Origin of the sequence: Pseudomonas sp. B21-017 (assembly GCF_024749245.1) — a bacterium.
In the GTDB taxonomy this organism is placed as follows: Bacteria; Pseudomonadota; Gammaproteobacteria; order Pseudomonadales; family Pseudomonadaceae; genus Aquipseudomonas.
Genome location: NZ_CP087194.1, coordinates 1,776,652 through 1,803,052 on the forward strand (window position 1 = coordinate 1,776,652; position 26,401 = coordinate 1,803,052).

Consider the following 26,401-nt stretch of genomic DNA (forward strand, 5'->3'; position numbering starts at 1 on the left):
CACTTCCTGAGGGAAGGTGAGGGGCAGCGATAAGTTGGCTCTCCGATAGAGACTTACTGTTCGATTGATTAATTTAAATTGGTGAAAAAATGAGCGACAAGAAAGTAGCGTTGATTACGGGTATTACTGGTCAAGATGGTGCTTACCTTGCTGAGTTCTTGCTCAAGAAAGGTTATTCGGTACACGGTATCAAGCGCCGTGCCTCCTTGTTCAATACTCACCGTATTGACCATCTTTACCACGACCCGCATAAGAAAGGCTATGATCTGAAACTGCACTACGGCGACCTGACCGATTCGAGTAGCTTGATTCGCATTGTGCAGGAAGTACAACCAGATGAAGTTTACAACCTCGGGGCGCAAAGCCACGTTGCCGTTTCCTTCGAATCGCCAGAATATACTGCTGACACTGATGCCATGGGTACACTGCGCATCCTTGAAGCAATCCGGATCGCCGGTCTTGAGAAGAAGACCAAGTTCTATCAAGCATCCACCTCCGAGCTTTATGGTCTGGTGCAGGAAATTCCTCAGAAAGAAACCACGCCTTTCTATCCCCGCTCCCCATATGCCGTCGCCAAGATGTATGCCTATTGGATTACCGTGAACTATCGTGAGTCTTATGGCATGTATGCCTGCAACGGTATTCTCTTTAATCACGAATCGCCGATCCGTGGCGAAACCTTCGTAACCCGTAAGATCACGCGCGCCTTGGCACGTATCAAGGTCGGTCTGCAAGACTGCCTGTACCTCGGTAACATGGACGCCCTGCGTGACTGGGGTCATGCCCGTGATTACGTGGAAATGCAATGGCTTATGCTGCAACAAGAAACACCAGACGACTTTGTGATCGCGACCGGTGAACAGCATTCCGTTCGGGAGTTTGTTGAAGTTGCAGCGAAAGAAGCAGATATCAAGATTCGTTGGGAAGGCCAGGGTGTAGACGAGAAAGGTTACGACGTCGCAACCAACAAATGCATCGTTGCCGTCGACCCACGTTATTTCCGTCCTGCCGAAGTTGAGACGCTGTTGGGTGACCCAAGCAAAGCCAAAGCCAAACTGGGCTGGGTACCACGTACTACCTTCGCTGAGCTAGTAGAAGAAATGATGCGTGAAGATCTGAGTGAAGCCAAACGCGACAAGCTGGTCGCTGAACACGGCTTTAAATACTTCAAGGGTCAGGAATAAGGGGACTGGGATGATACCGGTATATCAGCCCTTTCTGGGCGGCCGCGAAAAGGAATATGTAAACCAGTGTCTAGATTCGACCTGGATTTCTTCTCGCGGAGAATTCATCTCCCGCTTTGAGAGCGAGTTTGCCCGATACATCGGCGCCGAACATGCGACCACGGTGAGCAATGGCACGGTAGCCCTGCACTTGGCAATGGCCGCTCTGGGGCTTGGGCCTGGCGATGAGGTGATTGTCCCAACGCTCACTTACGTGGCGTCGGTCAACACCATTTTGCAAACCGGGGCCAGCGTCGTGTACGCTGAGTCCCTGGCTGATACCTGGAACGTCAGCGTTCCAGACATCCGAAGCCGCATAACGCCGAAAACCAAAGCCGTCATGGTGGTGCACTTGTACGGTCTGGCGTGTGACATGGATGAAGTCGTCGCGCTGTGTAAAGAGCATAATCTGCTGCTGATCGAAGACTGCGCAGAAGCTTTCGGCTCTCTGTACAAAGGTCAGCACGTAGGGACTTTTGGCGATGTCGCCACGTTCAGCTTTTTTGGCAACAAGACCATTACCACCGGTGAGGGTGGAATGGTGGTGTCCAAGAACAAGGACATCCACGAGAGAGCCTGTCATCTTAAAAGCCAGGGTGTGTCCAAGACCCGCGAGTATTGGCACGATGAGTTGGCATTCAACTATCGGATGACCAACATTTGCGCAGCCATTGGCCTTGCCCAGTTGGAGCGTGCAGACGAGATCATCGCTCTTAAGCGTCAGGTTGCAGACTGGTATCGCGAAGCGCTCGAAGGGCTTCCGCTGCAGATGCACGCAGAGCAGCCAGGTACTCGTCACTCCTACTGGATGTGCTCGATACTGTTGGATGATCAGAGTCAGCGTCAGGCATTGCGTGATCATTTGAAGAACAAGGGCATTGAGACACGCCCTCTGTTCGCTCCTGCTCACCATATGCCACATTGCAAGACGGATGAGTCCTTCCCGGTAGCGCAGGACCTCAGCTTGCGAGGGGTGAACCTTCCAAGTTATCCGACGCTGAGCCGTGAACAGGTGCAGCAAGTCGTAGATGAAATTCGGGCTTACTTTGCCAGCTGATGTTGCGTTGGGGTTGAGGCTGGTAACAGCCTCAATTCTCATAAAATTCAAAGAGGACGAATAATGTCCAAGCTTTCGAATTTAATTATTCAGGGGAAGTAATGTTTTCGTATTTTTCTCGCGTGTGGGCTGCTCGATACTTTTGGGTGCATCTTGCTCTAGCTGATTTGCGTTCTCGCTGGCGCCGATCTTTTTTTGGCGTAACGTGGTCGATTATCCAGCCATTGGGTATGACGATACTCCTGACGCTGGTATTCAGCCGGCTGTTCAATACGGACGTATTAACCTACGCACCCTATGTTCTATCAGGAATCGTAGTTTGGGAGTTTATTTCCGCTAATACAATTGGCGGGTCATTGTCCTTCGTTCAGGCGGATGCCTACATTAAACAATGTAATCATCCCTTGGCCATTTATACCTTGCGAACAGTGCTCGGTAGTTCAATTGTGCTCATGCTGGCCAGCGTTTCGCTCTATCTCTGGGTGGCAATCATGATGCCTCAGAATTTCGGATGGAGCTGGTTGGCGACGCTAACGATATTCCCTGTCGTTGCCTTGATAGCGTGGCCTGTATCCACACTTCTATCCTACATCAGCACCCGTTTTCGCGACGTTCCCCATGCGCTTGGGCTTGTGATGCAATCATTGTGGTTTGTGTCTCCGGTGTATTTTGAAGCGAAAATGTTTCAAAACGGCGGACTGCATGCGCTGGTTGATTACAACCCGATTTATCACATTCTACAGTTGTTCAGGGCGCCGCTACTGCAAGGGGAGTGGCCAACACTTGCAAATTATACATTTAGTTTAGGTACTGCTTTGTTCTTTGGGCTAATTGCAATGTATGTTGGTTACAAAGCAGAGCGGAAGGTGATTTTTTACCTATGAGAATGAATAGAATCAATCAGATCAATGTAAAGAACGTCAATCTTCATTACGCGGCCGCGGCTTATAAGGAACGTTCATTAAAGTCCTTGCTGGCCAATATCTTCTCAAAAAAAGATGCCAACAACCACGTCGCTGATATTCATGCGCTCAAGAACATAAATGTTCAAATTGTCAGCGGCGAACGCGTGGGGCTTCTTGGACATAATGGCGCGGGCAAAAGCACATTCCTCAAGACGGTCGCCGGCTTGTATCCAATCTCCAGCGGTGAACTGGTGGTACAAGGCCAGGTTCGTTCGCTGTTTGATCTGAGCTTGGGCTTTGAACCGGATGCCACGGGACGTGAGAACATTCTCTACCGTGGTTTACTGCTTGGTTTGTCGCCAAAGTTCATGCGAGAGAAGATCGACGAGATTGTGGCGTTTGCCGATCTGGGCGAGTTTATTGATTACCCGATTAAAACGTACTCTGCCGGGATGCAGGTACGACTGGCTTTTGCTATCTCTACTACGGTTGGTGGCGACATTTTGTTGCTGGATGAAGTGATCGGTGCTGGCGATGCCAACTTTATGGCAAAGGCTAAAGTACGTATTACCAGTTTGATCGAAAAGGCCGAAATACTCGTTCTGGCTTCTCATGACTTTGGTGCCTTGCAATCCATCTGCACCCGGGGTTTGGTGTTCCATCATGGTGAGTTGTTGTTCGATGGTGAGATAACAGACGCTATAGCGGAATACAAAAAGATAAATGGACTTTCTGATGCAAACTAAGCCGTTTCGTGTCATGTGGTTGCTGAATCATGGTGCGGCTCGTCGTTTCGAGTTGCAGATGCTCAAAACCTTGGGAGTCACAGAGTTTTTTCTCCCTAAGTCATTTCCACAGGAAATCGGTTTTCGTTCGGCGAGCATAGACTATTCAGAGGATGCCAATCTGACTATTCCGGCCGAAGATCTGGCGGTGTTGAACGCGCAAAATTGGTTTGTCTCACCTTCGAAAGAGGCGTGGGAAATTGCTAATAAATATTTTGATGTGTGTTTTTTCATCTGTCATTCAAAAGGCTTTATGAATGAGGTTGCTCGATCATTTAGTGGTGCAGCAATCTGGCGTGCTTATGGTTTGGATAAAACATTAAGTTACTCCGAAGTCGTCAAGGTCCTGACCTTGGGTACACAGTCAGTAAAGAAACTTGGGCGACGCCTTTGGTTAGGCATCGCCTACGAGCATCTTGCAGATTCTGAGTCCATGTATCTGCAAAAACGAAAGGCATTTTTACCGCTGGGTTTGAGTGATTGCCGGATCAATGATGTTTGGAATGGTAGTCAGAAACACATTTTTTTTGTATGTCCGGATATTGGTTTTAGTAGCTACTATAAAAAAGTATATGAGAAATTTGTCTCAGATATGCAAGGTTTTCCATACAAGATCGGTGGCTCTCAACCGATAGAAGTGGATGATCCGAATGTGTTGGGGTTTGTCACCAACGAAGAGCACGAAAGTAATATGAGAGAGTCGCGAGTGATGTTTTATCATTCAAGCGAGCCTAACCATATTCATTATCATCCTTTCGAAGCTATTCGTGTCGGTATGCCATTGATCTTCATGAGTGGTGGCATCCTCGATCGCATGGGGGGAGCGACCCTTCCTGGCCGATGCGAGTCTGTCAAAGAAGCCAGAGAGAAAATCCGTCGCATCTTGAATGATGACTCAGCGTTCATTGAGCAAGTCCGCAGCAGCCAGGCAGTGTTGCTGGAGCCCATGCGTGCAGAGAACTGCGAAGCTGCTTGGATAAACGGTTTCAGAGAAATCCTGCAAGAGTTGGAAGTCAGCCGTTTAGAACAAAGCCAGCGGCCAATAAAACGTAAGAAAATTGCTGTTGTAGTCCCTGTCGAATATCGAGGGGGGAGCCTTCGTGGAGCCAAGTTATTGGCGGAAGCTTTGCATGAAGGGAGCAGGCAATGGGGAGAAGATGTCGACGTAGTGCTCTTGCATTTGAAGTCTGCTGACGACCAGTCGGAAGATCCTTCAGATAAGAATGAGAGGGTTCAGCAGCGCACATTTAAATGGAAAACCCTCGATGCGCAAACAGCACGTAGGGCTATGCGGTATGCCGGTCACGAAGGCTGGGAACCTGACAGCGTAAAATATATTGTCCCGGATGATGGTATCAAACAGCTTTTGGATTGTGATGCATGGATCGTTGTCTCTGATCGGGTGCAGGCTCCCTTGGTACCTCTGCGACCATGCATATTCATGGTTTATGATTATCTTCAACGATATGAAAAGGTACTTTCCAAAAACGGCGATCAAAACTTTATTAGTGCCGTGCGCAGGGCGCAGAAAGTTCTTGTTACGACTGAATTTACAAAGCAGGACGCCATTCAGTATGCCGGTGTGGAAGTAAATCGAATCGCCAAAGTGCCTATGCTCGCTCCCGATTTTTCAAAAGTTGAGCCAGAAATAGTATCGACACCTGATCATCCGTATTTCTTGTGGACAACAAATGCTGGTGCGCATAAAAATCATGAAAATGCGTTGAAAGCTCTTAAGTTTTACTATGAAACTCTGGGTGGGCAGTTTTTCTGTCATGTGACGGGTGTGAATACAGAGAATCTGCTAGAGCGTGGTTTGCCGCATCTTAAGTCCCTGTCTACACTCGTTGGTACAAGCGCTGCGTTAAAGGAAAAAGTTAAATGGCTCGGCGAACTCCCGGACTTTGAGTATCGCTGTGCTTTGGCAAATGCTACGTTTTTATGGCATGCAGGTAAAATTGATAACGGCACCTTCAGTGTTGTTGAAGCGGCTAGCTTAGGCGTGCCAGCTTTGAGTAGTAATTATCCAGCTATGCATGAGATGGATGTTCAATTTTCACTGCAGTTGTCGTGGATGAATGCTGCCGATTATAAAGAGATGGCACATAAGCTGAAAGAAATGGAATTGACTTACTTGTCCAAGAAGGCCCTGCTTCCATCGCCTGAGGTATTGGCAGAACAAGGCGTTGAGAAGTTGGCGGCACAATATTGGGGAGTCATACGAGAGTGTCTATAAAAAAATATGGTATCTACCTGGCCTACGCACCAGGTTTAGATCTTCGTCACGAAGGATTGGGTAGATACCTGGCTGCCTTCTTGAAAGGGGCAGGGGACCGAGAAGATATCCGTTTTGTACTTGTATGCCCCAGTTGGTCAAAAGAGGGGCTTGAAGATCTATTTCACAGCGAAGGTGTCTCTAAAGAGCGCTTCGAATTAGTCTCACCCTCGAAAAAGCCGATGGTGTTGCGCGTCTACGAAGCCTACATCGCTAGAAAGAAACGAAAGCGGAAGCCGGGAATATTTAAAAGAATTTCCAATGGTTTTGCCGCGATTAAAAGAGCTGCCATTGACCACGTTGAGCATCAATTGGTGACGACCGATTCTTACTCAGGGCTGATATTGCTGTTGATAGAGGGCGCTTTTCTTGCCAGCCTTCTGCTCCTGTTTAGTCCAATCATTGTGTTGGCGTTAATCGTTCTTTTTTTCATAAAATTCAAGTTTGTTTTTAAACGACTGATGCGACCGTTTCGGCGTTATGTATCACGTGCTCAAGGGGCTGTCGGGGAGCCGAAAGACGACGCTTTCATATTCCGGCTTTATAAGCGAATGGAGCGGATTGAGTCGGAGCGGATGCTTCGCTTGATTGATAACCTGGCTGATGTGAAAGCCTGGTACAGTCCTACTGCATTCTGGCCAGCCTTCAACAAAATAAATCGTCCACGCTTGATGTGTGTGCCGGATGTGGTGCTATCGGACTTCCCTGTCGGGTTCTCAAATGTGGGAGGCGAACGCTTTTTGCAGACCTATGAGGATGTCCGTAGATCGATCCAGACAGGGCAGCATTACGTTACCTATAGCAACGCGATCAAGTGGGAGACATTGGTCGATCAGTATTCGATACGCGCTTCTAATGTAGCGGTGATTCATCATGCGCCGAATATGCTAAACCAGTGGGTGACAACCCGTGGGTTTGCAGATCTGGAAGCCACCTCGCTTCATTACTCTCAAACACTTCTCGCTAGTGCGATGCGAAAATCCTCAAATAAGAACTACACTGTAGGTTTTGCAAATACTTCGTTCAAGTTCATATTTTATGCGAGTCAGTTTAGACCGAACAAAAACCTGTTGATGTTGTTGCGGACGTACGAGTTTCTTTTAAGAAAAAAATATGTCAGCCACAAACTGGTTCTGACCGGTGATCCCGAGCGGTATCCAGCTGTCAAAAAATTTATTGCCGAACACGGTTTGGAGAACGATGTTCTATGCTTGCACGGTTTGACGGTGCAGGAACTTGCGGCTTGTTACAAGTTAGCGGATCTGGCAGTAAACCCTAGCCTTAGCGAAGGTGGGTGCCCGTTCACATTCACCGAGGCGCTGTCGGTAGACACTCCTGTGGTTATGGCTCGAATCGCGGTTACCGAGGAGATACTTGATCAGCCAGAACTGCAAGATACGACATTTTTTGACCCGTTTGATTGGGAAGATATGGCTCATCGTATTGAATGGGCTCTTTCTCATCGAGAAGAGCTTCTTACACTACAGAAAAATATCTATCAGGGCCTGATTCAGCGTACCTGGACAGATGTGGTGAATGAGCATATCACCGTTCTTGAAGCTATTTCTGAAGGCGGCGGTAGCCCTTCGGAGGGCCAATAATGAGTCCAATCACAGGGATGCTGATTCTGGGGTTCGGTGGTCATGCCCGGAGTGTGGCTGACGTCGCGCTTGCATCGGGAATAACACAATTGTGTTTTATCGACGCTAAGGCTAAACAAGGCGAATCGTTTTGTTCGTTTCCAGTGAAAGCGTCAGTGGACTTTGAGCTGCCCGCAGATTGGTCAGTCATGCCGGCGGCAGGCGACAACAGAAAAAGAATAGAGCAATGTGAATGGGTCATTCAGCAAGGATGGCGGTTAGCGACACTCATCTCCTCCAGGGCCACGATAGGCGTCGGGGCCCAAATCGGTGAAGGTAGTTTTATCGCTCATCACGCACATGTTGGGCCGATGGCATCGGTGGGACGCGGCTGTATTATAAACACCGGCGCGATCGTTGAGCATGACTGCACAGTGGGTGACTACAACCACATTTCCGTCGGTGCTGTAGTTGCGGGTCGCAGTCGTGTTGGTGATCGCTGCTTCCTGGGGGCTGGCTCAACGGTGATCGATGGACTGCAGATAACAGACGATGTCATGCTGGGCGCCGGTGCGTGCGCTCATCGTAATCTGGAGCAGGCCGGTACCTATGTTGGAGTTCCCGCGAAGTTTCTGGGGCGCAAACATTGAAAATCCTGCATTTTTTCAAGACTTACTACCCCGATACCATGGGTGGTGTAGAGCAGGTTATCTTTCAGCTCGCTGAGGGGGGGAGACAGCACGGTATCGAGTCTGAAGTCCTTTATCTTAGTCCACGTGGCGCGATGCGCAATGAACGGCTCGGACATCATATGACCCACCGGTCGTATGAGAATTTTCAAGTGGCCTCAACCGGGTTTTCAATCGGGGCGATCAAGGATTTCTTCGAGCTGGCAAAACAGGCAGATATTATCCACTACCACTTTCCGTGGCCATTTATGGATATGGTGCACTTTCTAACCAGAATCAAGAAGCCAACCGTTGTCACTTATCACTCGGATATCGTGAAACAGCAGTCGTTGCTTCGACTCTATAATCCGCTCCTGCACGCGTTTCTTCGAAATGTGGACGTAATCGTTGCTTCGTCACCTAACTATGTTGCAAGCAGCGAAACGCTGGGGAAGTATGTAGATAAGGTTAAGGTCATCCCCATTGGTATAGATCGCAATACATACCCTGAGGTTACTGATGCATCGAAGGCTCATTGGCGTGAGGCGTTGGGTGAGCGCTTCTTCCTTTTCGTAGGCGCGCTTCGTTATTACAAGGGCCTTGATTTTCTTCTGGAGGCGGCACAGCAGACAAAGCTGCCTGTCGTGATCATGGGTAAAGGTCCCATGGAAGCGGCACTGAAACAGAAGGCTAAAGATGCAAAGCTGGAGAATGTCTTTTTTGTCGGTGCCTTACCTGACAGCGATAAGGCTGCATTGATGAGTCTGTGTTTCGCGTTGGTATTTCCCTCTCACCTCAGGTCCGAAGCTTTCGGGATTACCCTTCTCGAAGGAGCGATGTATGGAAAACCACTGATTTCCTGTGAAATCGGAACAGGTACGACGTACATCAATATCGAAGGTCAAACGGGCTGTGTGGCACTCCCGGGAGACAGTGTGTCTCTCGCAAGCGCTATGAAGAAGTTGTGGGATGACCCCTATGGGGCCGCCAAAATGGGAGAGAATGCTCTAAAACGTTATGAAGAGTATTTCAAGGCCGATGATATGGTTAAGTCCTACAGTGAAATATATCACTCGCTTTTGAAGTAATGAATATTGAAAGCCGAGATATAACTTAGAACGTTGCGTCTATATTGTGCTCGGAAAATGACAAAAATAGCGCGTTAAAAACCAGGCGTAGAGAATATTATGGATTTATTGGGGTTGCTTCAGCGCCGGCAGCGGGTCTTTTCTTGCTTTACCGTGTTCTTGCTGACTTTTTTAGTTCATCGGGTCATGGATATCTCCTTCTATCCTTTTGATTCGAGTTTGTACTGGGGGCTTAGTTCGCCTTCAGTTATAGTCAATTTTCCCGAAGTGGCTCGTGGATATTTTTATCCACTTGTACTGATGCCGGTTCACGCACTTGCTGATATGGTCGGTGATAACGGTAGAGTGGTTTTTCAGTTCGTATCTTCTGCTGTTTATGCTTGTTTGCTAACAGGCCCCATTGCTGATTTTTTCTTGAAGACCTTTGGCGGTAAACTGTCCTTCGCGCGACGGACAGCCTTTGCATTGCTCACATTCTTGCTGTTTCCTGGTTTATTCTTGTTTCCATTGTCTGATTTGCCCGCACTACTTATACTTATCATTAGTGTGATACTGGCGAGCCGCGCGAACTCAAAATATTGGTTGGGCTGGTTATTTCTATCCGGAGCCGCTGTCAGCGCAGCCTATAATGTTCGGACAATTTATTTGTTCGCAGCAATGGCGCTTTTTTTCGTTATTTTATTCGTGTTTATGCGAGGTAAACCTTGGCGTTTGCGCGTCTTTGGAATGCTTGTTTTCTTATTCGGCGCAGTAATCGTTGCTACGCCCCAGATGTTGATTAACAAGCGTATACATGGGACTGCTACACCATTAGTGATTGCCATGGTGAAAGGAAAACCACTGATGGCCCAGCAGCTCTATTGGGGAGTCGTAGTCCAGCGTTATGAGACCTATGCAGGTAAAGACAGTCCAGCGCCGAGTCTTTATTATCGTGATCCTGCAGGTGTCGCCCTTCGGGATCTTGATGCGTCATCGTTCTCTGAGCCTAATATGCGCGGCTATCTTTCCATGGTTCTAAGACATCCGATGCAATTTTTAGGTATTTATGGCCGGCACCTTGTTAATGGTTTGGATGTGCGTGATGGCATTGTTTATGCCGAGAAGTCATCCACAAACAAAAGTGTTGTATCGTTTCTTTGCTTTTGTCTGTTGTTTTTCTGTGTGTTGATCTATTGGTTGCGTAAGGAAAAACGATGGATTGAGGCGGCTTACCTAGCCCCCATTCTTCTGCCGGTGTTGGCTATCTTGCCTGGAGCGGTAGAGACACGATTCTTTATGCCGGTTTACCTGGTGTTGTTTGGCGCGGTTATTACCCGGTTCGAATGGGGAGCATTCAAAGCCACAATCTGCCAGCATTGGCTGATCCTTTCGTTGGTCTTTCTGTTTCTCTCTTCGGTGTCTCTGGGGATCACAAGCGCAGCAATGGCTTGCATTTCATATGAGTTGCCCTGACTGCTGATACCCGGTTTTTGGGAAGTGTGAATGATTTTACTTATGGAGCCGATTAATCTTGTTATGTCGGCTCCAAAAGCATTTTTATTTATCAGCCTGGATTTGGCTGAAGTTACATTTTCTTTATGGATGCATCTTGAGATCTTTAAGAATAACCTCTGTCAGCGCGGTTTTAGCGACGTAGACCGATGCAATTGAGGTCAAGTGTGTTGCATCGAAGGTTACCAATCCGCTCTTGCGATCGTTTCCTAAATAGGTGATGCATCCGTCTTTATTGCAAAATAGATCAGTCATTGAAAAGTATTCAAAGCCACCTTGACCATTTCCGTACTTTGCTTTAAGGGATGCATCCACTTCGAATACGGAGCTGTCCACATCGTCAATGATACGCCTTGGAGTGTACAACCAATACTTCCTTGTAATGATCTGATAGAGGCTCGCCTGATACTTGGGAACCGGACCTGCGATAACAATGTGGGACACGCCATAACTTTTCAGTAGTTTTGTCATCGCGGTATAGTCGTTCACGGTGTCATGCCCCGTGATCTGCGCAATAATAACTACTTGGGGCGCTTCTCTCTTTATAACGTCGAGTGCTGTCTGGTTGGATACTCGGCAGTACTCGGCTTCAGTTTGGAACTTGTCCGGAAGATTGGGGAAACATCCTGAACTGGCTACCTGGAGAATCGAAACGCTGTCCGGTAGTGTATGCTGAAGACCATAGTTAAGTTGCTGAACATGTGAGTCGCCCCATAAGAGAATTTTTTTGTTCGCAGTAGGTGTGTAACAACTCGGGGCTATACTACTTGCGGGAATATTGGTGGCTTTTCCTTTAAAAAAACTCTTTGTATCATAAAAGTCGCAGTCCATCCGGAAGCGGGCAGCCGTCTCGTTGTTTGTGAAGTAATTCCAGTCAGGGGCTGTGTTTGCGAATGATTGCGCAAATTCTTCACGGTCTTTTTGTCGGAATGGAAAGCCACCGTTGACAACGGTTAATGTGGCAATAGAAGCGAAAGCAATTGCGGTAACTATTAGTCCATTAAAAACTACTCTCGGGTTGGATTTTGCTCTGAACGGCTTTTCGACGAATCGATAGGTCGCCCATGCAAGTCCTACGCTTGCCAGAATAACGACTGTTCTTGTTTGTGGACTTGGTACTTCAGATTCGATAATTCTAGCGAAGGTAAGCAGCGGCCAATGCCACAGATATAGCGGGTAACTGATAAGGCCGATCCAAACAGCAATTCGGTTGTTAAAAATATACTTGTTGATCACGGCCTTAGGGCCTGAGGCGATGATTAGCACAGATCCCAACACTGGAGGGATTGCCCAATACCCTGGAAACTGAAGGCCTTTATTAATTAATACAACGGATGCTATCAATAGCCCAAGGCCGAAAATCGAGGTGAAATGAGGAATTATTAAAGATGAAGGGGCGGGCTTTCTTACTACAATGATGTAGGCTAGCACGCTGCCGCATAGCAGTTCCCAGAAACGGTATTGCGGTAAGAAAAACGCGGCAGAGGAATTAGTTGTAACTTCGACGATATTGCAGTACAGAGATGCCAGTAGCATCAGCGCAATAATTATCAGAGCGTTTAGGTTCCAGCGCCATATGAATAGCGAGATAATTGGAAAAACTAGATAAAACTGTTCCTCTACGCCAAGCGACCACAAGTGCGTGAGCGGTTTTAGCTCAGAGCTGACGTCAAAATAGCCGGACTCTTGAAATAAAATAATGTTCTGGACGAAACCAAGTCCGGCGGCTATATGTTTGTTTAGCTGTTGGAACTCAGTTGCCAGCAGTATTATCCAGCCAAACGCGAATGTCGTAGCTAATACTAGAAGCAACGCAGGAAATATTCGGCGTACTCGACGTCTGTAAAAGTCATAAAAACTGAACGTACCGCTTTCCAGATTCTTGAAAATAATGCTTGAGATAAGATAGCCGGAAATTACAAAAAAAACGTCGACTCCAACAAATCCACCTGTAAGAAGGGTAGGGAAGGCATGGAAAATGACTACGGCGAGGATCGCAAAAGCTCTTAAGCCATCGATATCGGGTCGGTAGACAGGATGATAACTCTGTGGGGGGGATGTACTCACTGAAGAGCTTTTATCGATGCGTAACATTCTGGAAATATAATCCCTTCGGTGTCCATGCTTCATAGTGTTGGTAGAAGACCTGAGCAAGCTCATTTTTCGGGGACTGCGACAAAGTACAGGCGTAACCGATCCCGATCAGGCAGGCATCTTAAGGGGATGATCAGCTATCGACAATTGATTTTTAGGCTGTCGAAATCGTTGCCGATGAACGAGGTGCCATTGCTGGTGGTTTCTTTCAAATCGGTGTGTACGAAACCTGACAGTGACAATCAAGGCTTGTAGAATGCCCGTTGTCGCAATGACTCCCCCGGTCATCGGTCTTCAATTCCTTTATGTGCGGTCAAAAAATGGCTAACAGAATCATCGATAGAATCGTTTTTCTCGATGTAATGCGAATATTTGCATTTATCAGTGTGCTCATTGCTCACAAGATGTATGACTCACTGGCTTTTGCTTCTACTAATGAGGCGTTGCATGTAACTGTCCGGTATTTCGCACAGGCAATCCTTCCGTTGTGCTATGGCGGTGGTGCTGGTGTCGTTGTTTTTTTTCTGACATCTGGATATATCATCACTCACGTGCTGCAATCGGAATCGACGCTTGAGTTCTTGCTAAAAAGATTTTTCAGGATCTATCCGCTTTTTATCGTAGCGGTATTAATGGAAGGTTTATTCGATCACTACCTTAGAGGCGTCGCATTTCCCCCTCTTTCAGTATGGGTGCCACGACTTCTTTTGATCGGCGATTTTTTTGGAACTCCTTTGGCTCTTGGCGGGGTCGAGTGGACTCTCAGGTTAGAGATTGCTTTCTATATAGTTATGGCCATCGTCAAGGCATTAGGCCTGTTCAGACGCCAGAACTATTTACCTATTGTTTTTATTGCCCTTGTTGCTGCGATTGTTTTACTACCGCCTTTTCCTAGTGCCGCAAACCTTCCCTTGGCCTACCAAACAATTTACTCAACGTTTCTGTTTATGGGCGCTTGTGTTTATCTTTGGGAAACCGGAAGCGCCAAAAAAAATCTATGCATCGGTGCGTTTTGTGTTTTGTTTGGCTGTTTTCTCTTTATGGTCGCCAAGTATCAACCTAACTGGAAAGAGTTTAATTATGGGCTCTATGCTGTCATGATTTTTCTATTAGGATGGAGCTTGCGACTGAGAATTGAAGATGGGCCCTTGATACGTATGATTTCCAACATGACATTCGCGGTTTATTTATTTCATAATTGGCTTTGGGGTTATATATCCTCCTTGGTGGATCATTTAGGTCTGGTTTTTATTCCCGCAAAAGCCCAGATTTTGGTTGTATTGTTCTTAGTCTGTTTCGCTATGCATAAAAGTGTGGAGCGGTATGGGTTGCGTGCAGGAAAAATATTCTTGAGTAAGTACCGCGATTCTTCGTTGCGTACAGCCTTTTCAAAAACATCTGAGCCGTTGAACGAAAGCAGATTGAATTAACGCGTGGTCGGGGTTTTCGGAAGACTGATGAGCTATTAACTAAGGTGGTCGCTCAGTGCGCCGGTATACAAAACCGCTCTCCTAGTGAAACTGCGAGGCTACGGTAAGCAAGAGGAAGGAGTAGTGGGCAACTCGATTACATTCTGTTGCCCAGACTTCTGATGAGATTTTTCAAAATTTGGGAGTGCATGATGCCGATTTCATCCGACCGTTCAGGTGCGATACCTGCCCTAACCGGACTTAGGTTTGCTGCAGCCTTAATGGTATTTTTTTCACACTATAATATTCCGGGTCTTAACGGATGGGCTTTACGGGTCCAAGGCTCAGGTTATAGCGGTGTGACGTTTTTCTTTGTACTTTCTGGTTTTATTATTGCTTATAACTATCTTGATAGATTTGAATCGGATCCTATAAAAAATACTTACCAATACATTGTGTCCAGGTTTGCCCGGATTTATCCTCTTTATGCGCTCTGCATAATTTATCCCTGGATGAACTCGGGACTAGAAACGCCTTTGCTCCCATATCTTGTCGGGGTGCAAGCCTGGAGTAGTGATGTTTATTTTTCGTTTGGGATCAACGGGCCGGCATGGAGTGTTAGTGTTGAAGTATTCCTCTATCTAACATTTCCATTGCTTATACCGGTGCTGAGTAAGTTAAATGTTATAAAGTCGCGCAACAGGTTATTGATTTTTGCACTGTTTTCTTTTGCTGCTCAACTTTGTCTTGCAGCCTATTTCTCCATGCCGGGGCGAGCGGAGCTGACGTCAATAAACCCTGACTCCGCGCACAGATGGTTATACCGCATGCCGGCTACCAGGATATTTGACTTCTGTTTAGGTATCGCCGCAGCCATCTATTACAAGCGTCATTTTGTGGCGACCAACAAAGTACAACGGACCTGGAGCAGGGCGGTTACGGCGTCATTGTTATTGATACTGGTGCTTATGGGATGGAGCAAGAACTTTTTGTCCGCGTTTAGCTGGGATGCAGCTTATGCGGCGCTGTTCACTATCGTGATCCTGGGAGTTGCGATAGATCAAAAATCTAAAGTGTCGGCGGCGTTTTCTGGCAAAAGAATGATACTGTTGGGGGAGTCATCATTTGCGTTCTATCTAATACATGCCATCTTGCGCCCACTATATACTGCGCATCCTTCGGGATCGCTTATGTATCAAGTACTGCATTTGGCAATTTTTCTGCTGATTGTTACATGTATTTCTATTGGGTTGCATTTGTCTATCGAGAGACCGCTTCAGAAGTCGATCAAGCAATTGTTTAGCAAAAAGAAATCGACCGTAGCAGTAGCGTGACTACTGCGGGATAATTTATGGCGATGCACGCGCATTGAAAGGGAGTTGTTCATGTTCACTAATGAGCGAGCAGCTTCTTACCCCGACATTACCAGGTAAGCATCCTCCAGATTGCCGGCGATATGGCAGGTGAGGGTCGGGGCGTATGGGGCGCTATGCGACGAACCCTTGTGGGGCGGTGTTCATTTAGCACGTAACTAAAAACGCCGGCAACTTGGCCGGCGTGATTGATTATCTGCATCCACTGCTGTGTGAAGACTGGATTCCTGTGAAGCTTTTGTCCAAAGTTTTGTGCCTCGCTGATGGCGAGCCAGATGCCGCAGGAGAGTCGCGTTAATACAGCGCGATGCTTCCTGCGCATCACTTACGATGGGCAGGAGGCTGAAGTGTATTGGTCTAGTGCTATTTTTTTATCTCAATCCAGTCAAGTCTTCCCGAAAACCCATAGTAATTGTCATCAACGTCACTAATGAAAGTGACTGTATTCATTCCGTCTCGAAGTTGGCTCTTGACGAGTTCAGCCTGAAAGCTGTTGTCGTCCTTCCATTCAAAGGGGATGTTGATACCATTCACTTCAATTTTCATGCTCTTTTTTATTGTCGGGTTGACGATTACATCGAACATTCCGCGCAGCTGATAACGGTCTGATGAAGGTGAAAACTTAAAATCGAGGAATGCCTGTTTATTTGTTTTCCATGCTGAGGCGTTATGCTGAAATTTGTTAACACTCCATTCAGCTTCGCGCCAACCAGAGCCCGCTATTGGCAGTTCCATACTCCACCAGTTACCAAATCCCCAAAAGTAATGCTCATCGGATTTCTGGTCGGTGAAACCAATCAGGCGATTATGATAGTCAGGTTTGTCGATAAATCCACGATAGATCGCGCCAGTGCGGCTTTGGTCACTGCGTAACATTTTCGCGCGGTTTGTATTGGCCTCGGAGTTTTCATCTGGATTTACAATGATTGTAACGGCTTGAGATTTGGCTAACTTTTTGTCTTCCAAACTTTTGGTGGGTTCGAAACCTGGACCACTTATAGGTGTTGGGTAATGAAAAGTCCATTCATTAGCGGTTTCTTCACAGGTTCCCTTTCGGCCAACACTGTCGGTATGCTGCCACTCATTGCCATTTTCGCGGCATACCTCCATTGAATTAAATGGATGCCCGTAAATATAATTAAGAGTGGCCTGTAAGTTTTCGTTTATAAACATCCAGGTGTTATTGAGCTGGTTTGTTTTGTCGACGATTACTAGTGTTTTGTTGTTGGTTTCACCGTCAAAATTTTCGACGATATTCTTTAGAATATTGCGCTGTCTATCCGATATTTTTACATAGTGGTGGAATTGATATAGTTGGCTTGAGAGGCCGATAAAAATGAATAGGGCTACGCCAAGTGCTGCCAGATTTTTGCTGGCTTTGCCAATGCCAATAAGTATGGCGAGCGTCACAAACACACCGCCTGGTGTCGCGAACAAGAACGTACGTTGGCTTATCGCTTGATGTGATACCGAGAGTAGAAAAGGGGCATACCCTAGCAGTACCAAAGTGACGCCAGCAATTAACAGGCGGATAATGACTGGCGAGTAAATATCGGCTTCTGCGGGCTGGCTTTTTCTGTAATTGGAAAGTAAAAGAAAAGACGCGATAAATAATATAAGCACTATGCTTATGGCATACCAGTAGGAGCTGAACTCCGCGGCAGTTATTCTTGTTGCATCATACCATCCCCCCAGGGTTGTTCTCAGCAAGCCTATCGAGAACAGGTTTGGAAGTGCATGCCTGATCGTGGTAATAATACTGGTGCTGCCAGCGATACCACTCTGATAACTGTTAACGAGTGGTGCCGTATGGATAGCGTAAGCAATGTACGAAAATGCACCCGTAAACCAAATCAGATGCTTCCATATGTGTTGGCGTACTTGGAGGATAACTGATTTTAAATCTGATTTTATGGATATTGTTAAAAGTGGTAGTGCAGTCAGTAATAGTGACGCTTCATACATCGCGCAGGAAGCCAGTAATAGTATTGCTGACGCGATACTCAATAAATACGATGTGATTCTCGATGTCGCTTGCAAAGCGGCTATGAATATCGAGGTTCCAAGCAGTACCGAACTAAGCGCCCAGTTTATGTGGAGCGCTCTGAACGATAATTGCATAGTGTCGGCTGGATAAATTATGATCAGCAGGCCTGCGATCACTCCCCATTTTAATGAGCCAGTAATATGGCTTATTATGTAACTCAGGCTTGAGCCTTTTACGCAGAGTGAGAGTGCAAGGAGCACATTCCAATACTTGAAAGAATAGGGGTCTAAATAGTAGGCGATGGCTTGAGGAAGAATCGTTAGTGGGCGTAGCGCATGTGCAGCCAATGGGCTGGTAGTGTCAGTTACAAAGAACAGTCCATGAGTTGTAAACGACCCTAGCAATCCCCACTCTTCTATCAAGCCGATCAGCGAAAATCCGTACGGTACCCACAACGCCAAGACCAAAATAGAAACTGGTAAGATGTGCGCCATCCAAGACTTTATCCCGATACAAGAGCGCGACGGGGAAAACTTTTCGGATAAGGGTTGCTTTGTCAGGTTTGTCATTTGCTTTACTGATCCATTCCTGCCTTGGGCTGATCTGTAGCTTTAAGTATTGTTTTGCTAAGCAAGTAGGTTACAGGCAGAAGCAGTACAATTATCAAAAGCGGTGCTATTTCTTTGGGTATTCCTAGCCTTTCCACCATAAGGCTAAGCATTAAGGCGGATAACATATACTGGAGCAAATACACAATTGGATAGGCCATCAAGCCTTTCCATGATTTTTTCACATTGAAAACAATGTGTGCGTTAAATAGGTACGAGAATAGGATCCCGGTTATGTAAGCGATGACGTAAGATTTTTGATAGCTTATATACATGTTCAGTAGTAAATAGATCCCATAGGTCAGGAGGGTGTTCAAACAACCTCCTGCCAGGAACGATACCCATCGACGTATATTTTCTTTAGAGATGGTAATGCTCACTAGTTTTTTGAGCCCGTTATTTTAACAAAATCAGAATAGTCTCGAATGTAGTCGGCCGAATCGTAGTAGTCTGAAGTGAATACCAGCAGCACTGCATCTTCGGAATATTTGTACTGAATGCCCCAGATCAAAGGTGGCAAATAAATCCCTTTGTTCGGTGCGTCGAGCATTACTTCCGCGCGGTTTTGACCATCATCTACCACGACGGCGCAACTCCCTTTCACGCAGATGAGGAACTGATGGCAGTTGTGATGAGCATGCTCACCACGGGTTTTTTGGTTGGGTACATTGAACACCAGGAAATAGCGCTTCGGAATAAAAGGGATTTCCTTTTCGAATTCGCCTACTGACAAATCGCCCCGCATGTCCGCAACGTATTTGAAGTTGTGTATGGTGACTTCGCCCACACCAACTCTTGCAATTCCTTCTTGCGACTTTGCATTTTCAACGAGTTTCGGTTTTTCGCTGTTGTCGCTTGCCGCTGAATTCTCTACATATCCGGTAATCCGCGCCGGTGACCCTGTCACGATCGCATACGGAGGCACGGATTTGGTGACCACTGCGCCCGCTCCAACCATTGCCCCCATACCGATGGTGACGCCAGGGAGGATGACGGCGCCGCCGCCGATCGAGGCCTTGTCGTGTATCACGGTTGGCAGAAATGCTTCCGGGTAGACCTTGGAGCGTGGAAACTTGTCATTGGTGAAGGTGACGTTTGGGCCAATGAACACATCATTACCAACCCTCAGGCCATCCCAAAGATAAACACCCGACTTGATCGTCGTTCTGTCGCCGATAACAACATCATTTTCAATCAGGCAGTGAGAGCAGATGTTCACATCCGTGCCGATCACCGCTTCAGGAAAAACTACAACATACTGCCAAACACGTGTGTTTTGGCCGATGTTGTTACTTTTGACATCTGCGCTAGGGTGGATCGTCGGGTTAGACATGACGGATTTGCTCTCGGTTGTTCAACTGTATGCTCACGACTGCCAACGGTCGCTGTTTGGTGTTTTCATACGCTCGCCAGGCATAGGTACCTACAAGACCCAGACCCAGAAGATTCAAGGTGCCCAGCAGCAGGACCACGACCATAGTGGCGGCGTAGCCTGGTACTGCAATGGTGCCGTGAATTTTTGCAATGATGACCATCAGGCCTATTGCCGCTGACACTAATGAGCCTATCGCGCCCATTTTGACCAATAAACGAATAGGGTAGTCAGTGAAAGCGAAGACGCTGTCCATCATGTATTCCAGCTTCTTCTTGAACGTCCAGGCTGACTTGCCTTCCTGGCGAACCTGGCGATCGTAGTCGACGAATTTTCTTCTGAAACCGAGCCAGAATATTAATGCGATCAATGACGAGCGAGATTCTTCAAGCTTCAGAAGTTGCTCTTTGAACGCGTTATTGCAGCCAAAGATATCTACGCCACCCTTAGGCATATCGTGGACGACCAGCTTTCTGTAAAGCCCCCAGAACATTGAAGAGGCCATTCGGCTAAAAAGCGGGTCTTTACGGGCGTTACGGGTACCGATGGCAACGTCACACTCATTATTTGAAAGTGAGTGAAAGAAGCTGATCAGCAACTCCGGTGGTTCCTGAAGGTCGGCAGCCATGACACCGAAGTATTTTCCGGTTGCTGCCATGAGGCCCGTTCGAATCGCTGGGAATGAACCGAAATTCCTCGAATGGGCCAATAGCTGCGCTGCAAAAGGCAGGTTTGGCAGTTCTTTTTGAATCAACTCAAACGATGCATCCGGGCTGCCATCGACGACAAAAACCGCCTCTACCTCGTTGTTGAGGCTCTCGTTGATTTCACTGAGTGCCTGAATCAAGCGTGGAATGGATTCTGCGTTTTTGTAAACCGGGATGATGATCGAGTAGGTCATGCCGCCCATCCATTGACGGCTGTGATCACGGCACTGACTTCATGCTCTTCCATTTCTGGGTAGCATGGCAGTGTCAGAATCTCTTTTGCCAAACGCTCGGTGTTGGCCAGGTGGCAGTCAGCGTTCACATTCTTGAATACAGGTTGTTTGTAGTCAGGAATCGGGTAGTGAACCTCAGACGCGATTTCCAGGCTACGCAGATGTTGCTGCAGCGCATCACGTTTCTGGCTCTTGATGACATACAGGTGAGCAACCCAGGCATCACTTGTTCCTTGCGGATGAACAATGTCGGGTTGATTGATTTCGTTGCGATAACGTTCGGCAATCTCATGACGTCGCGCATTGCTCTGATCAAGATGGGGCAGAAATTCGGAGAGAATGGCTGCTTGCATTTCGTCCAGGCGACTGTTTCTGGCTCCATCCAGCTCCACGCAGTACTTGGAGGACCATCCGTATTGACGCAATTGTGCGACTCGTTGCGCAATCTCAGCCGAGTTGGTGACGACTGCGCCACCGTCGCCCAGGGCTCCGAGATTTTTTGTCGGGTAGAAGCTGAAGCTCGAGGCGTCCCCGAACGTACCTACGCGCTTGCCATGCATACTGGCACCGTGTGCTTGTGCGCAATCTTCCAGGAGCACAATGCCTTTGTTTGCACAGAAAACTGCAATCTCCTGGATCTCCGGGATGGCCAGGCCATAAAGATGCGTCACGACGACAGCCTTGGCTCCCGATTCCACGGCGCGTTTCACTTCCGCGAGGGTCACGACCTGGGTTTCGAGATCGACGTCCATGAAGGTGGGTACGGCACCGATGGACAGTACAGAAGTGGTTGTATACATGCCGGCATTGGCAACCGTGGCGACAACGTCACCTTTTTCTACACCCAGAGCCTTGAGGGCCAATTCGATTGCATCGGTGCCATTGGCGACGGTTATGCAGTGGTCGGCGCCCAGGTATTGGGCAAAGGACGCTTCAAAGCGTTTGACCTCGGGCCCCAGCACAACCCATCCGCTGGACACCACGCGTTGGATGGATGCATCGATCTGATCTCGGTATTTGGCGATTTTCGCGCTGAGATTATTGATTTGCTGCATCGATGTGCTCCCTTCGAGGCCTAGCCTGTTGAATTTAGTGTTTATTTTGAATCGCTTGCTGACGCCATTCATCTTGGCGAGGCGCCTCGGGCTCTACTCATAGAGCTTTTGGTCAAAATTGGTGGGATTCTATCTCTCTCGGGTGTTTGCTCCAACCTGTGTGATGGAAATTCACCTTGAATCCGATTGTATTTCCTCATCTACGGACCAGAGGCCAAGCGGTCAGAAGGAGGGCAGGGCTCTAACACGCCAATTCAACGCTCAAAATGAAGCATTTTCGTGGTAGATTGTTCCATTGCTATCAATTTTTTGAATCGGTTTGAAATGTCAAAAAAAATACTCGTGACCGGTGCGACGGGGTTTCTGGGAGGCGCGCTGGTGAGGCGTTTCTGCACTTTGCCGGAAACATCGGTTGTGGCTCCGCTCAGAAATTTGAATAGCAAGTTACCTGACGAAGTAGAAAAAGTTTATATATCGAATATAGATCGAGCCACCAACTGGGCTCAGTCTCTCTCTGGTGTGGATGTGGTTGTGCATTCGGCGGCCCGGGTGCACGTGATGCATGAGGACCCGGAGCAATCACTGGAAAAGTTTCGTGCGATCAATGTAGAAGGGACACTAAATCTGGCGCGCCAGGCCATACAGGCTGGTGTTAAAAGATTTATCTTTATCAGTTCTATCAAGGTTAATGGGGAAAGTACTGCGCCAGGACGTGCGTTCTCGGCAGATGATATTCCATTGCCTTTGGATTCCTATGCGATTTCCAAGTGCGAAGCAGAACAAAAACTCATGCAACTGGCCAATGCGGGAGCCATTGAAGTTGTAATTATCCGTCCAGTACTTATTTACGGTGCAGGTGTAGGTGCGAACTTTCAGCAAATGATGCGATGGTTGATCAAAGGCATTCCACTACCATTCGGGGCAGTGAACAATCACCGAAGCCTTGTGTCACTGGAGAATGTCGTTGATCTGATCAATACATGTGTCGATCATCCCCGCGCAGCGAATCAGGTCTTTCTGGCAAGCGATGATAGTGATGTTTCGACGACCCAGCTGATGCGGCGCCTTGTCACCTGTTTGGGGGCGAAAACCTGGCTTGTCCCCATTCCTTCAGGGGCGTTGGTGTTCCTGGCTGGCTTATTGGGACGGCGCGCGGTGGCTCAACGGCTTTTCGGCTCATTGCAGGTTGATATCCAGAAAAACAAGGAGTTGCTGGGCTGGTGTCCACCAGCAAGTCTGGATGATGGATTGAAATTGACGGCACAGCATTTTCTGGAGTCTCGCCAAAAATGAGTTATGCGTGGTTTATTCCGGTGGCTGTCTGTATTTCCTTTTTGCTGACGGCGGCGTTACGCAAGTACGCGATTTCTCGAAGTTTGATGGATGTTCCGAACGCCCGTAGCTCTCACGTTGTTGCAACACCGCGTGGTGGTGGCGTCGCAATTGTCGTCGCTTTCATTGTGTCGTTGATGTTTCTGTACGCCGCAGAACTGATTACACCATCTGCCTTTGTCGCGAGTGCAGGGGCAGGGCTCTCGGTAGCGTTGATTGGCTTTATGGACGACCACGGACATATCGCCGCACGTTGGCGTTTGTTGGGGCATTTTGCAGCGGCAGTCTGGCTGCTGGGCTGGATGGGGGGGCTACCCCCCGTCGAATTGTTTGGCGCCCATGTCGATATGGGCTGGGCAGGTCATGTGCTGGCCGCTTTTTATCTGGTGTGGTTACTCAATCTCTACAATTTCATGGACGGAATCGATGGCATTGCCAGCGTAGAAGCCATTAGTGCCTGCCTGGGGGCCTGTCTGCTGTATTGGTTGGCAGGTCTGGAAAGTCTGATGTGGGGAACATTGTTTCTCGCCGCTTCTGTGGCAGGTTTCCTTTATTGGAATTTCCCACCCGCGAAGATTTTCATGGGCGACGCCGGCAGTGGATTTCTCGGCATTGTGCTGGGTGGGCTGTCTCTGCAGGCAGCATGGGTGAGTGCGCCGATGCTATGGGCCTGGCTCATTTTGCTAGGGGTGTTCATCGTTGATGCAACATTCACCCTGTTTCGCCGCCTGTTAAGAGGAGACAAAGTCTATGAAGCCCACCGCAGCCACGCCTACCAGTTCGCCTCACGTCGTTTTCGCAAGCATTTACCGGTAACCATCGCTGTTGGCGTGATCAATTTGTTCTGGCTGTTGCCGATAGCCTTGTGCGTGACACGTTTTGGTCTGGATGGCGCTTTGGGAGTCATTTTGGCTTATGTGCCATTGATCGCGCTGGCAATGAAATTTCGCGCCGGAAATCTGGAAGATCCAGCGGTATAGAACTAAGCAGTATCTACTCTGTCATTTGAGTCTAGAGTGATCGCGACGCACCTTTGAGGTTTCACCACGGTGAAGGGGCTGCTGAGAGGAGGAAACTAAGGTGTTTGAAGGGTTGATGGATAAAATCAGAGCGTACCTGGTTGGGCTGCCCCGGCGTCGAAAAAGGTTGATACAGGTCGCTACGGACATCCTGCTGGTCTGGATTGCCTTGTGGTTGGCATTTATCGTGCGTCTGGGCCTTGACGATATGTACAACCCCTTGCGGGTCCACTTTTGGCTTTTTGTCTGCGCGCCCGTCATCGCTATTCCCTTGTTCATACGTTTCGGCATGTACCGTGCCGTCATGCGTTATTTCGGTAATGACGCGCTTATCGCCATTATCAAGGCGGTCAGCCTTTCATCGCTTATTCTCGCTGTCGCTGTGTATTGGTACAGCAATCACGAAACAGTAGTACCGCGCTCAATCGTCTTCAACTACTGGTGGCTCAGCCTCGTGATCATAGGCGGCCTGCGCCTGTGTATGCGCCAATATTTCATGGGCGACTGGTTCGCTGGCGCTCACCATGTGCCGTTTACCAATCGCGATAACGGTCTCACCAAAGTCGCGATCTACGGCGCCGGCGTAGCCGGCAATCAGCTTGTTGCCGCACTTCGCATGGGCCGGGTCATGCGTCCCGTGGCGTTCATCGATGATGACCCAAGTATTGCGGATCGATCGATCGCCGGCCTCCAGGTCTACAAACCCAAACACATTCAACAGATGATCGATGAAACAGGAGCACAGGAAATCCTCCTGGCCCTGCCGTCATCCACCCGCGCACGACGCAGGGAAATTCTCAATCTGCTGGAGGCCTACCCCCTCCATGTGCGAAGCGTCCCGAACTTCACCGATCTGGCCAGTGGTCGGGTCAAGGTTGAAGACATTCAGGAAGTGGATATCGCTGACTTGCTGGGCCGTGATGCCGTGCCAGCCCAGGCGGATTTGCTGGAGCGCTGTATCAAAGGCAAGACCGTGATGGTCACAGGGGCCGGCGGCTCGATTGGTTCGGAGCTGTGCCGACAGATTTTCTCGCTTGGCCCGACCACGCTTCTGCTGTTTGAGCACAGTGAGTTCAATCTCTACAGCATCCTGTCGGAATTGGAGCAGCGCGCCAGCCGTGAGTCGGTCCCGGTCAAATTGCTGCCTATCCTTGGTTCCATCCGTCACCCGCACAAACTGCTCGATGTGATGAAGACCTGGGGGGTGGACACCGTCTATCACGCCGCTGCCTACAAGCATGTGCCAATGGTCGAGCACAACATTGCCGAGGGCGTGCTGAATAACGTTATCGGAACCCTGAATACGGCTCAGGCTGCGTTGCAGTCGGGGGTCGCCAACTTCGTGCTGATCTCCACTGACAAGGCCGTACGTCCAACCAACATCATGGGCAGTACCAAGCGCCTGGCGGAGCTGACGCTTCAAGCCCTGAGCCGTGAAATTGCCCCTGTGCTGTTCGGCGATAAAGCCAATGTATCTCGCGTCAACAAGACCCGTTTCACCATGGTTCGATTTGGCAATGTGTTGGGTTCGTCCGGTTCGGTGATCCCGCTGTTCCACAGCCAGATCAAATCCGGTGGCCCGCTGACCGTTACGCATCCGAAAATCACCCGCTACTTCATGACCATCCCCGAAGCCGCGCAACTGGTGATTCAGGCCGGTTCCATGGGGCAGGGCGGCGATGTGTTCGTGCTGGATATGGGCGAACCGGTGAGGATCGTCGAGCTGGCGGAGAAGATGATTCACCTGTCCGGTTTGAGCATTCGCTCCGAGCGAAACCCCCAGGGCGATATTTCAATCGAGTTCACTGGATTGCGTCCGGGAGAGAAACTCTACGAAGAGCTGCTGATCGGCGATAACGTCGCTGCGACGCCACATCCAATGATCATGACCGCCAACGAAGACCATTTGCCCTGGGACGTGCTCAAGGGGCGTTTGAGCGAGTTGCTGCTTGCCGTCGAACAGGATGATTACTCCCGCGTCCGTCAACTTCTACGCGAAACGGTCAGCGGCTACACACCCGACGGCGAGATCGTCGACTGGATTCACCAGCAACGCCGCCTCGAGCCCTGATTGTTTCACATCCTGTAACGGACACACTTTTGACAGCTCCATCACATCGCCTAAGTTTGGGAGGCAGCT

At 48.5% G+C, this 26,401-nt stretch carries 20 protein-coding genes; 14 read left to right on the top strand and 6 right to left on the bottom strand.

The features are described from left to right. Positions 1 to 89: 89 nt before the first annotated feature. The 9 genes from gmd (at position 90) to LOY28_RS07920 (ending at position 11,033) form a co-directional block, all read left to right on the top strand. The gene (gene gmd, locus LOY28_RS07880) at positions 90 to 1,184 is read left to right on the top strand and encodes a GDP-mannose 4,6-dehydratase (protein WP_018929843.1); all 1,095 of its coding nucleotides are present in this window, start codon (positions 90 to 92) and stop codon (positions 1,182 to 1,184) included. A gap of 10 nt (positions 1,185 to 1,194) precedes the next feature. Beyond that, positions 1,195 to 2,280: a DegT/DnrJ/EryC1/StrS aminotransferase family protein gene (locus LOY28_RS07885; RefSeq protein ID WP_018929842.1), complete on the top strand. Its 1,086-nt coding sequence runs from the start codon at positions 1,195 to 1,197 to the stop codon at positions 2,278 to 2,280. 101 nt (positions 2,281 to 2,381) lie between these two features. Continuing rightward, positions 2,382 to 3,164, top strand: coding sequence for an ABC transporter permease (locus LOY28_RS07890; protein ID WP_026286697.1), 783 nt, complete (start codon positions 2,382 to 2,384; stop codon positions 3,162 to 3,164). Then, a complete protein-coding gene (locus LOY28_RS07895) occupies positions 3,161 to 3,931 on the top strand; it encodes an ABC transporter ATP-binding protein (RefSeq protein WP_018929840.1) in 771 nt (256 codons plus the stop codon). Before LOY28_RS07890 ends, LOY28_RS07895 begins: the two co-directional genes overlap by 4 nt. Continuing rightward, on the top strand, positions 3,921 to 6,206 hold the full coding sequence (locus tag LOY28_RS07900) for a glycosyltransferase (protein ID WP_018929839.1): 2,286 nt from the start codon (positions 3,921 to 3,923) through the stop codon (positions 6,204 to 6,206). The genes LOY28_RS07895 and LOY28_RS07900 overlap by 11 nt, the downstream gene beginning before the upstream one ends. Then, positions 6,197 to 7,846, top strand: coding sequence for a glycosyltransferase (locus LOY28_RS07905; RefSeq protein WP_245220370.1), 1,650 nt, complete (start codon positions 6,197 to 6,199; stop codon positions 7,844 to 7,846). The genes LOY28_RS07900 and LOY28_RS07905 overlap by 10 nt, the downstream gene beginning before the upstream one ends. Continuing rightward, complete coding sequence (locus LOY28_RS07910; protein ID WP_018929837.1) at positions 7,846 to 8,475, top strand: acetyltransferase; 630 nt, start codon at positions 7,846 to 7,848, stop codon at positions 8,473 to 8,475. The genes LOY28_RS07905 and LOY28_RS07910 overlap by 1 nt, the downstream gene beginning before the upstream one ends. 38 nt (positions 8,476 to 8,513) lie before the next feature. After that, the gene (locus tag LOY28_RS07915; RefSeq protein WP_050563968.1) at positions 8,514 to 9,581 is read left to right on the top strand and encodes a glycosyltransferase family 4 protein; all 1,068 of its coding nucleotides are present in this window, start codon (positions 8,514 to 8,516) and stop codon (positions 9,579 to 9,581) included. Between the two features lie 99 nt (positions 9,582 to 9,680). Then, a complete protein-coding gene (locus tag LOY28_RS07920) occupies positions 9,681 to 11,033 on the top strand; it encodes a hypothetical protein (protein ID WP_018929835.1) in 1,353 nt (450 codons plus the stop codon). A 123-nt stretch (positions 11,034 to 11,156) separates the two neighbouring features. Here LOY28_RS07920 and LOY28_RS07925 read toward each other — a convergent pair whose 3' ends face one another. Then, the gene (locus tag LOY28_RS07925) at positions 11,157 to 13,166 is read right to left on the bottom strand and encodes an acyltransferase family protein (RefSeq protein WP_258613311.1); all 2,010 of its coding nucleotides are present in this window, start codon (positions 13,164 to 13,166) and stop codon (positions 11,157 to 11,159) included. Between the two features lie 320 nt (positions 13,167 to 13,486). Between LOY28_RS07925 and LOY28_RS07930 the strand changes: the two genes are divergently transcribed. Both LOY28_RS07930 and LOY28_RS07935 read left to right on the top strand, forming a co-directional pair. Beyond that, on the top strand, positions 13,487 to 14,596 hold the full coding sequence (locus tag LOY28_RS07930) for an acyltransferase (protein WP_258613312.1): 1,110 nt from the start codon (positions 13,487 to 13,489) through the stop codon (positions 14,594 to 14,596). Between the two features lie 161 nt (positions 14,597 to 14,757). Further along, entirely contained in the window at positions 14,758 to 15,909 is a 1,152-nt protein-coding gene (locus tag LOY28_RS07935) for an acyltransferase (RefSeq protein ID WP_258613313.1), read from the top strand. Positions 15,910 to 16,311: 402 nt separating this feature from the next. Here the strand turns inward: LOY28_RS07935 and LOY28_RS07940 are convergent, their stop codons facing one another. The 5 genes from LOY28_RS07940 to LOY28_RS07970 form a co-directional block, all read right to left on the bottom strand. Next, a complete protein-coding gene (locus LOY28_RS07940; RefSeq protein WP_258613314.1) occupies positions 16,312 to 18,429 on the bottom strand; it encodes a glucosyltransferase domain-containing protein in 2,118 nt (705 codons plus the stop codon). Between the two features lie 80 nt (positions 18,430 to 18,509). Beyond that, a complete protein-coding gene (locus LOY28_RS07945; protein WP_258613315.1) occupies positions 18,510 to 18,923 on the bottom strand; it encodes a GtrA family protein in 414 nt (137 codons plus the stop codon). After that, complete coding sequence (locus LOY28_RS29915) at positions 18,923 to 19,876, bottom strand: WxcM-like domain-containing protein (RefSeq protein WP_018929829.1); 954 nt, start codon at positions 19,874 to 19,876, stop codon at positions 18,923 to 18,925. The genes LOY28_RS07945 and LOY28_RS29915 overlap by 1 nt, the downstream gene beginning before the upstream one ends. Then, positions 19,869 to 20,816, bottom strand: coding sequence for a glycosyltransferase family 2 protein (locus LOY28_RS07965; protein WP_018929828.1), 948 nt, complete (start codon positions 20,814 to 20,816; stop codon positions 19,869 to 19,871). The genes LOY28_RS29915 and LOY28_RS07965 overlap by 8 nt, the downstream gene beginning before the upstream one ends. Further along, positions 20,813 to 21,910: a DegT/DnrJ/EryC1/StrS aminotransferase family protein gene (locus LOY28_RS07970; RefSeq protein ID WP_018929827.1), complete on the bottom strand. Its 1,098-nt coding sequence runs from the start codon at positions 21,908 to 21,910 to the stop codon at positions 20,813 to 20,815. Before LOY28_RS07970 ends, LOY28_RS07965 begins: the two co-directional genes overlap by 4 nt. Positions 21,911 to 22,189: 279 nt before the next feature. On the opposite strand from LOY28_RS07970, the gene LOY28_RS07975 reads away from it, so the two are divergent. From LOY28_RS07975 to LOY28_RS07985, 3 genes are all read left to right on the top strand, one after another. Beyond that, positions 22,190 to 23,203 carry an SDR family oxidoreductase gene (locus LOY28_RS07975; RefSeq protein ID WP_258613316.1) on the top strand — a complete coding sequence of 338 codons (1,014 nt, stop codon included), beginning with the start codon at positions 22,190 to 22,192 and terminating at the stop codon, positions 23,201 to 23,203. After that, positions 23,200 to 24,222 (top strand): glycosyltransferase family 4 protein, encoded by a 1,023-nt coding sequence (locus tag LOY28_RS07980; protein ID WP_018929825.1) that lies wholly within the window; start codon positions 23,200 to 23,202, stop codon positions 24,220 to 24,222. The genes LOY28_RS07975 and LOY28_RS07980 overlap by 4 nt, the downstream gene beginning before the upstream one ends. 115 nt (positions 24,223 to 24,337) lie before the next feature. Then, positions 24,338 to 26,332, top strand: coding sequence for a nucleoside-diphosphate sugar epimerase/dehydratase (locus tag LOY28_RS07985; protein ID WP_032834265.1), 1,995 nt, complete (start codon positions 24,338 to 24,340; stop codon positions 26,330 to 26,332). Positions 26,333 to 26,401: the final 69 nt, after the last annotated feature.

What these genes read in the sequence shown, in the direction of transcription:
- LOY28_RS07965 (WP_018929828.1), bottom strand. Translation starts at nt 20,816, where the DNA reads ATGACCTACTCGATCATCATCCCGGTTTACAAAAACGCAGAATCCATT.
- LOY28_RS07930 (WP_258613312.1), top strand. Translation starts at nt 13,487, where the DNA reads ATGGCTAACAGAATCATCGATAGAATCGTTTTTCTCGATGTAATGCGA.
- LOY28_RS07900 (WP_018929839.1), top strand. Translation starts at nt 3,921, where the DNA reads ATGCAAACTAAGCCGTTTCGTGTCATGTGGTTGCTGAATCATGGTGCG.
- LOY28_RS07935 (WP_258613313.1), top strand. Translation starts at nt 14,758, where the DNA reads ATGAGATTTTTCAAAATTTGGGAGTGCATGATGCCGATTTCATCCGAC.
- LOY28_RS07895 (WP_018929840.1), top strand. Translation starts at nt 3,161, where the DNA reads ATGAGAATGAATAGAATCAATCAGATCAATGTAAAGAACGTCAATCTT.
- LOY28_RS07915 (WP_050563968.1), top strand. Translation starts at nt 8,514, where the DNA reads ATGGGTGGTGTAGAGCAGGTTATCTTTCAGCTCGCTGAGGGGGGGAGA.
- LOY28_RS07885 (WP_018929842.1), top strand. Translation starts at nt 1,195, where the DNA reads ATGATACCGGTATATCAGCCCTTTCTGGGCGGCCGCGAAAAGGAATAT.
- LOY28_RS07970 (WP_018929827.1), bottom strand. Translation starts at nt 21,910, where the DNA reads ATGCAGCAAATCAATAATCTCAGCGCGAAAATCGCCAAATACCGAGAT.
- LOY28_RS07920 (WP_018929835.1), top strand. Translation starts at nt 9,681, where the DNA reads ATGGATTTATTGGGGTTGCTTCAGCGCCGGCAGCGGGTCTTTTCTTGC.
- LOY28_RS07980 (WP_018929825.1), top strand. Translation starts at nt 23,200, where the DNA reads ATGAGTTATGCGTGGTTTATTCCGGTGGCTGTCTGTATTTCCTTTTTG.
- LOY28_RS07985 (WP_032834265.1), top strand. Translation starts at nt 24,338, where the DNA reads ATGGATAAAATCAGAGCGTACCTGGTTGGGCTGCCCCGGCGTCGAAAA.
- LOY28_RS07910 (WP_018929837.1), top strand. Translation starts at nt 7,846, where the DNA reads ATGAGTCCAATCACAGGGATGCTGATTCTGGGGTTCGGTGGTCATGCC.
- LOY28_RS07940 (WP_258613314.1), bottom strand. Translation starts at nt 18,429, where the DNA reads ATGGCGCACATCTTACCAGTTTCTATTTTGGTCTTGGCGTTGTGGGTA.
- LOY28_RS07890 (WP_026286697.1), top strand. Translation starts at nt 2,382, where the DNA reads ATGTTTTCGTATTTTTCTCGCGTGTGGGCTGCTCGATACTTTTGGGTG.
- LOY28_RS29915 (WP_018929829.1), bottom strand. Translation starts at nt 19,876, where the DNA reads ATGTCTAACCCGACGATCCACCCTAGCGCAGATGTCAAAAGTAACAAC.
- gmd (WP_018929843.1), top strand. Translation starts at nt 90, where the DNA reads ATGAGCGACAAGAAAGTAGCGTTGATTACGGGTATTACTGGTCAAGAT.
- LOY28_RS07925 (WP_258613311.1), bottom strand. Translation starts at nt 13,166, where the DNA reads ATGTTACGCATCGATAAAAGCTCTTCAGTGAGTACATCCCCCCCACAG.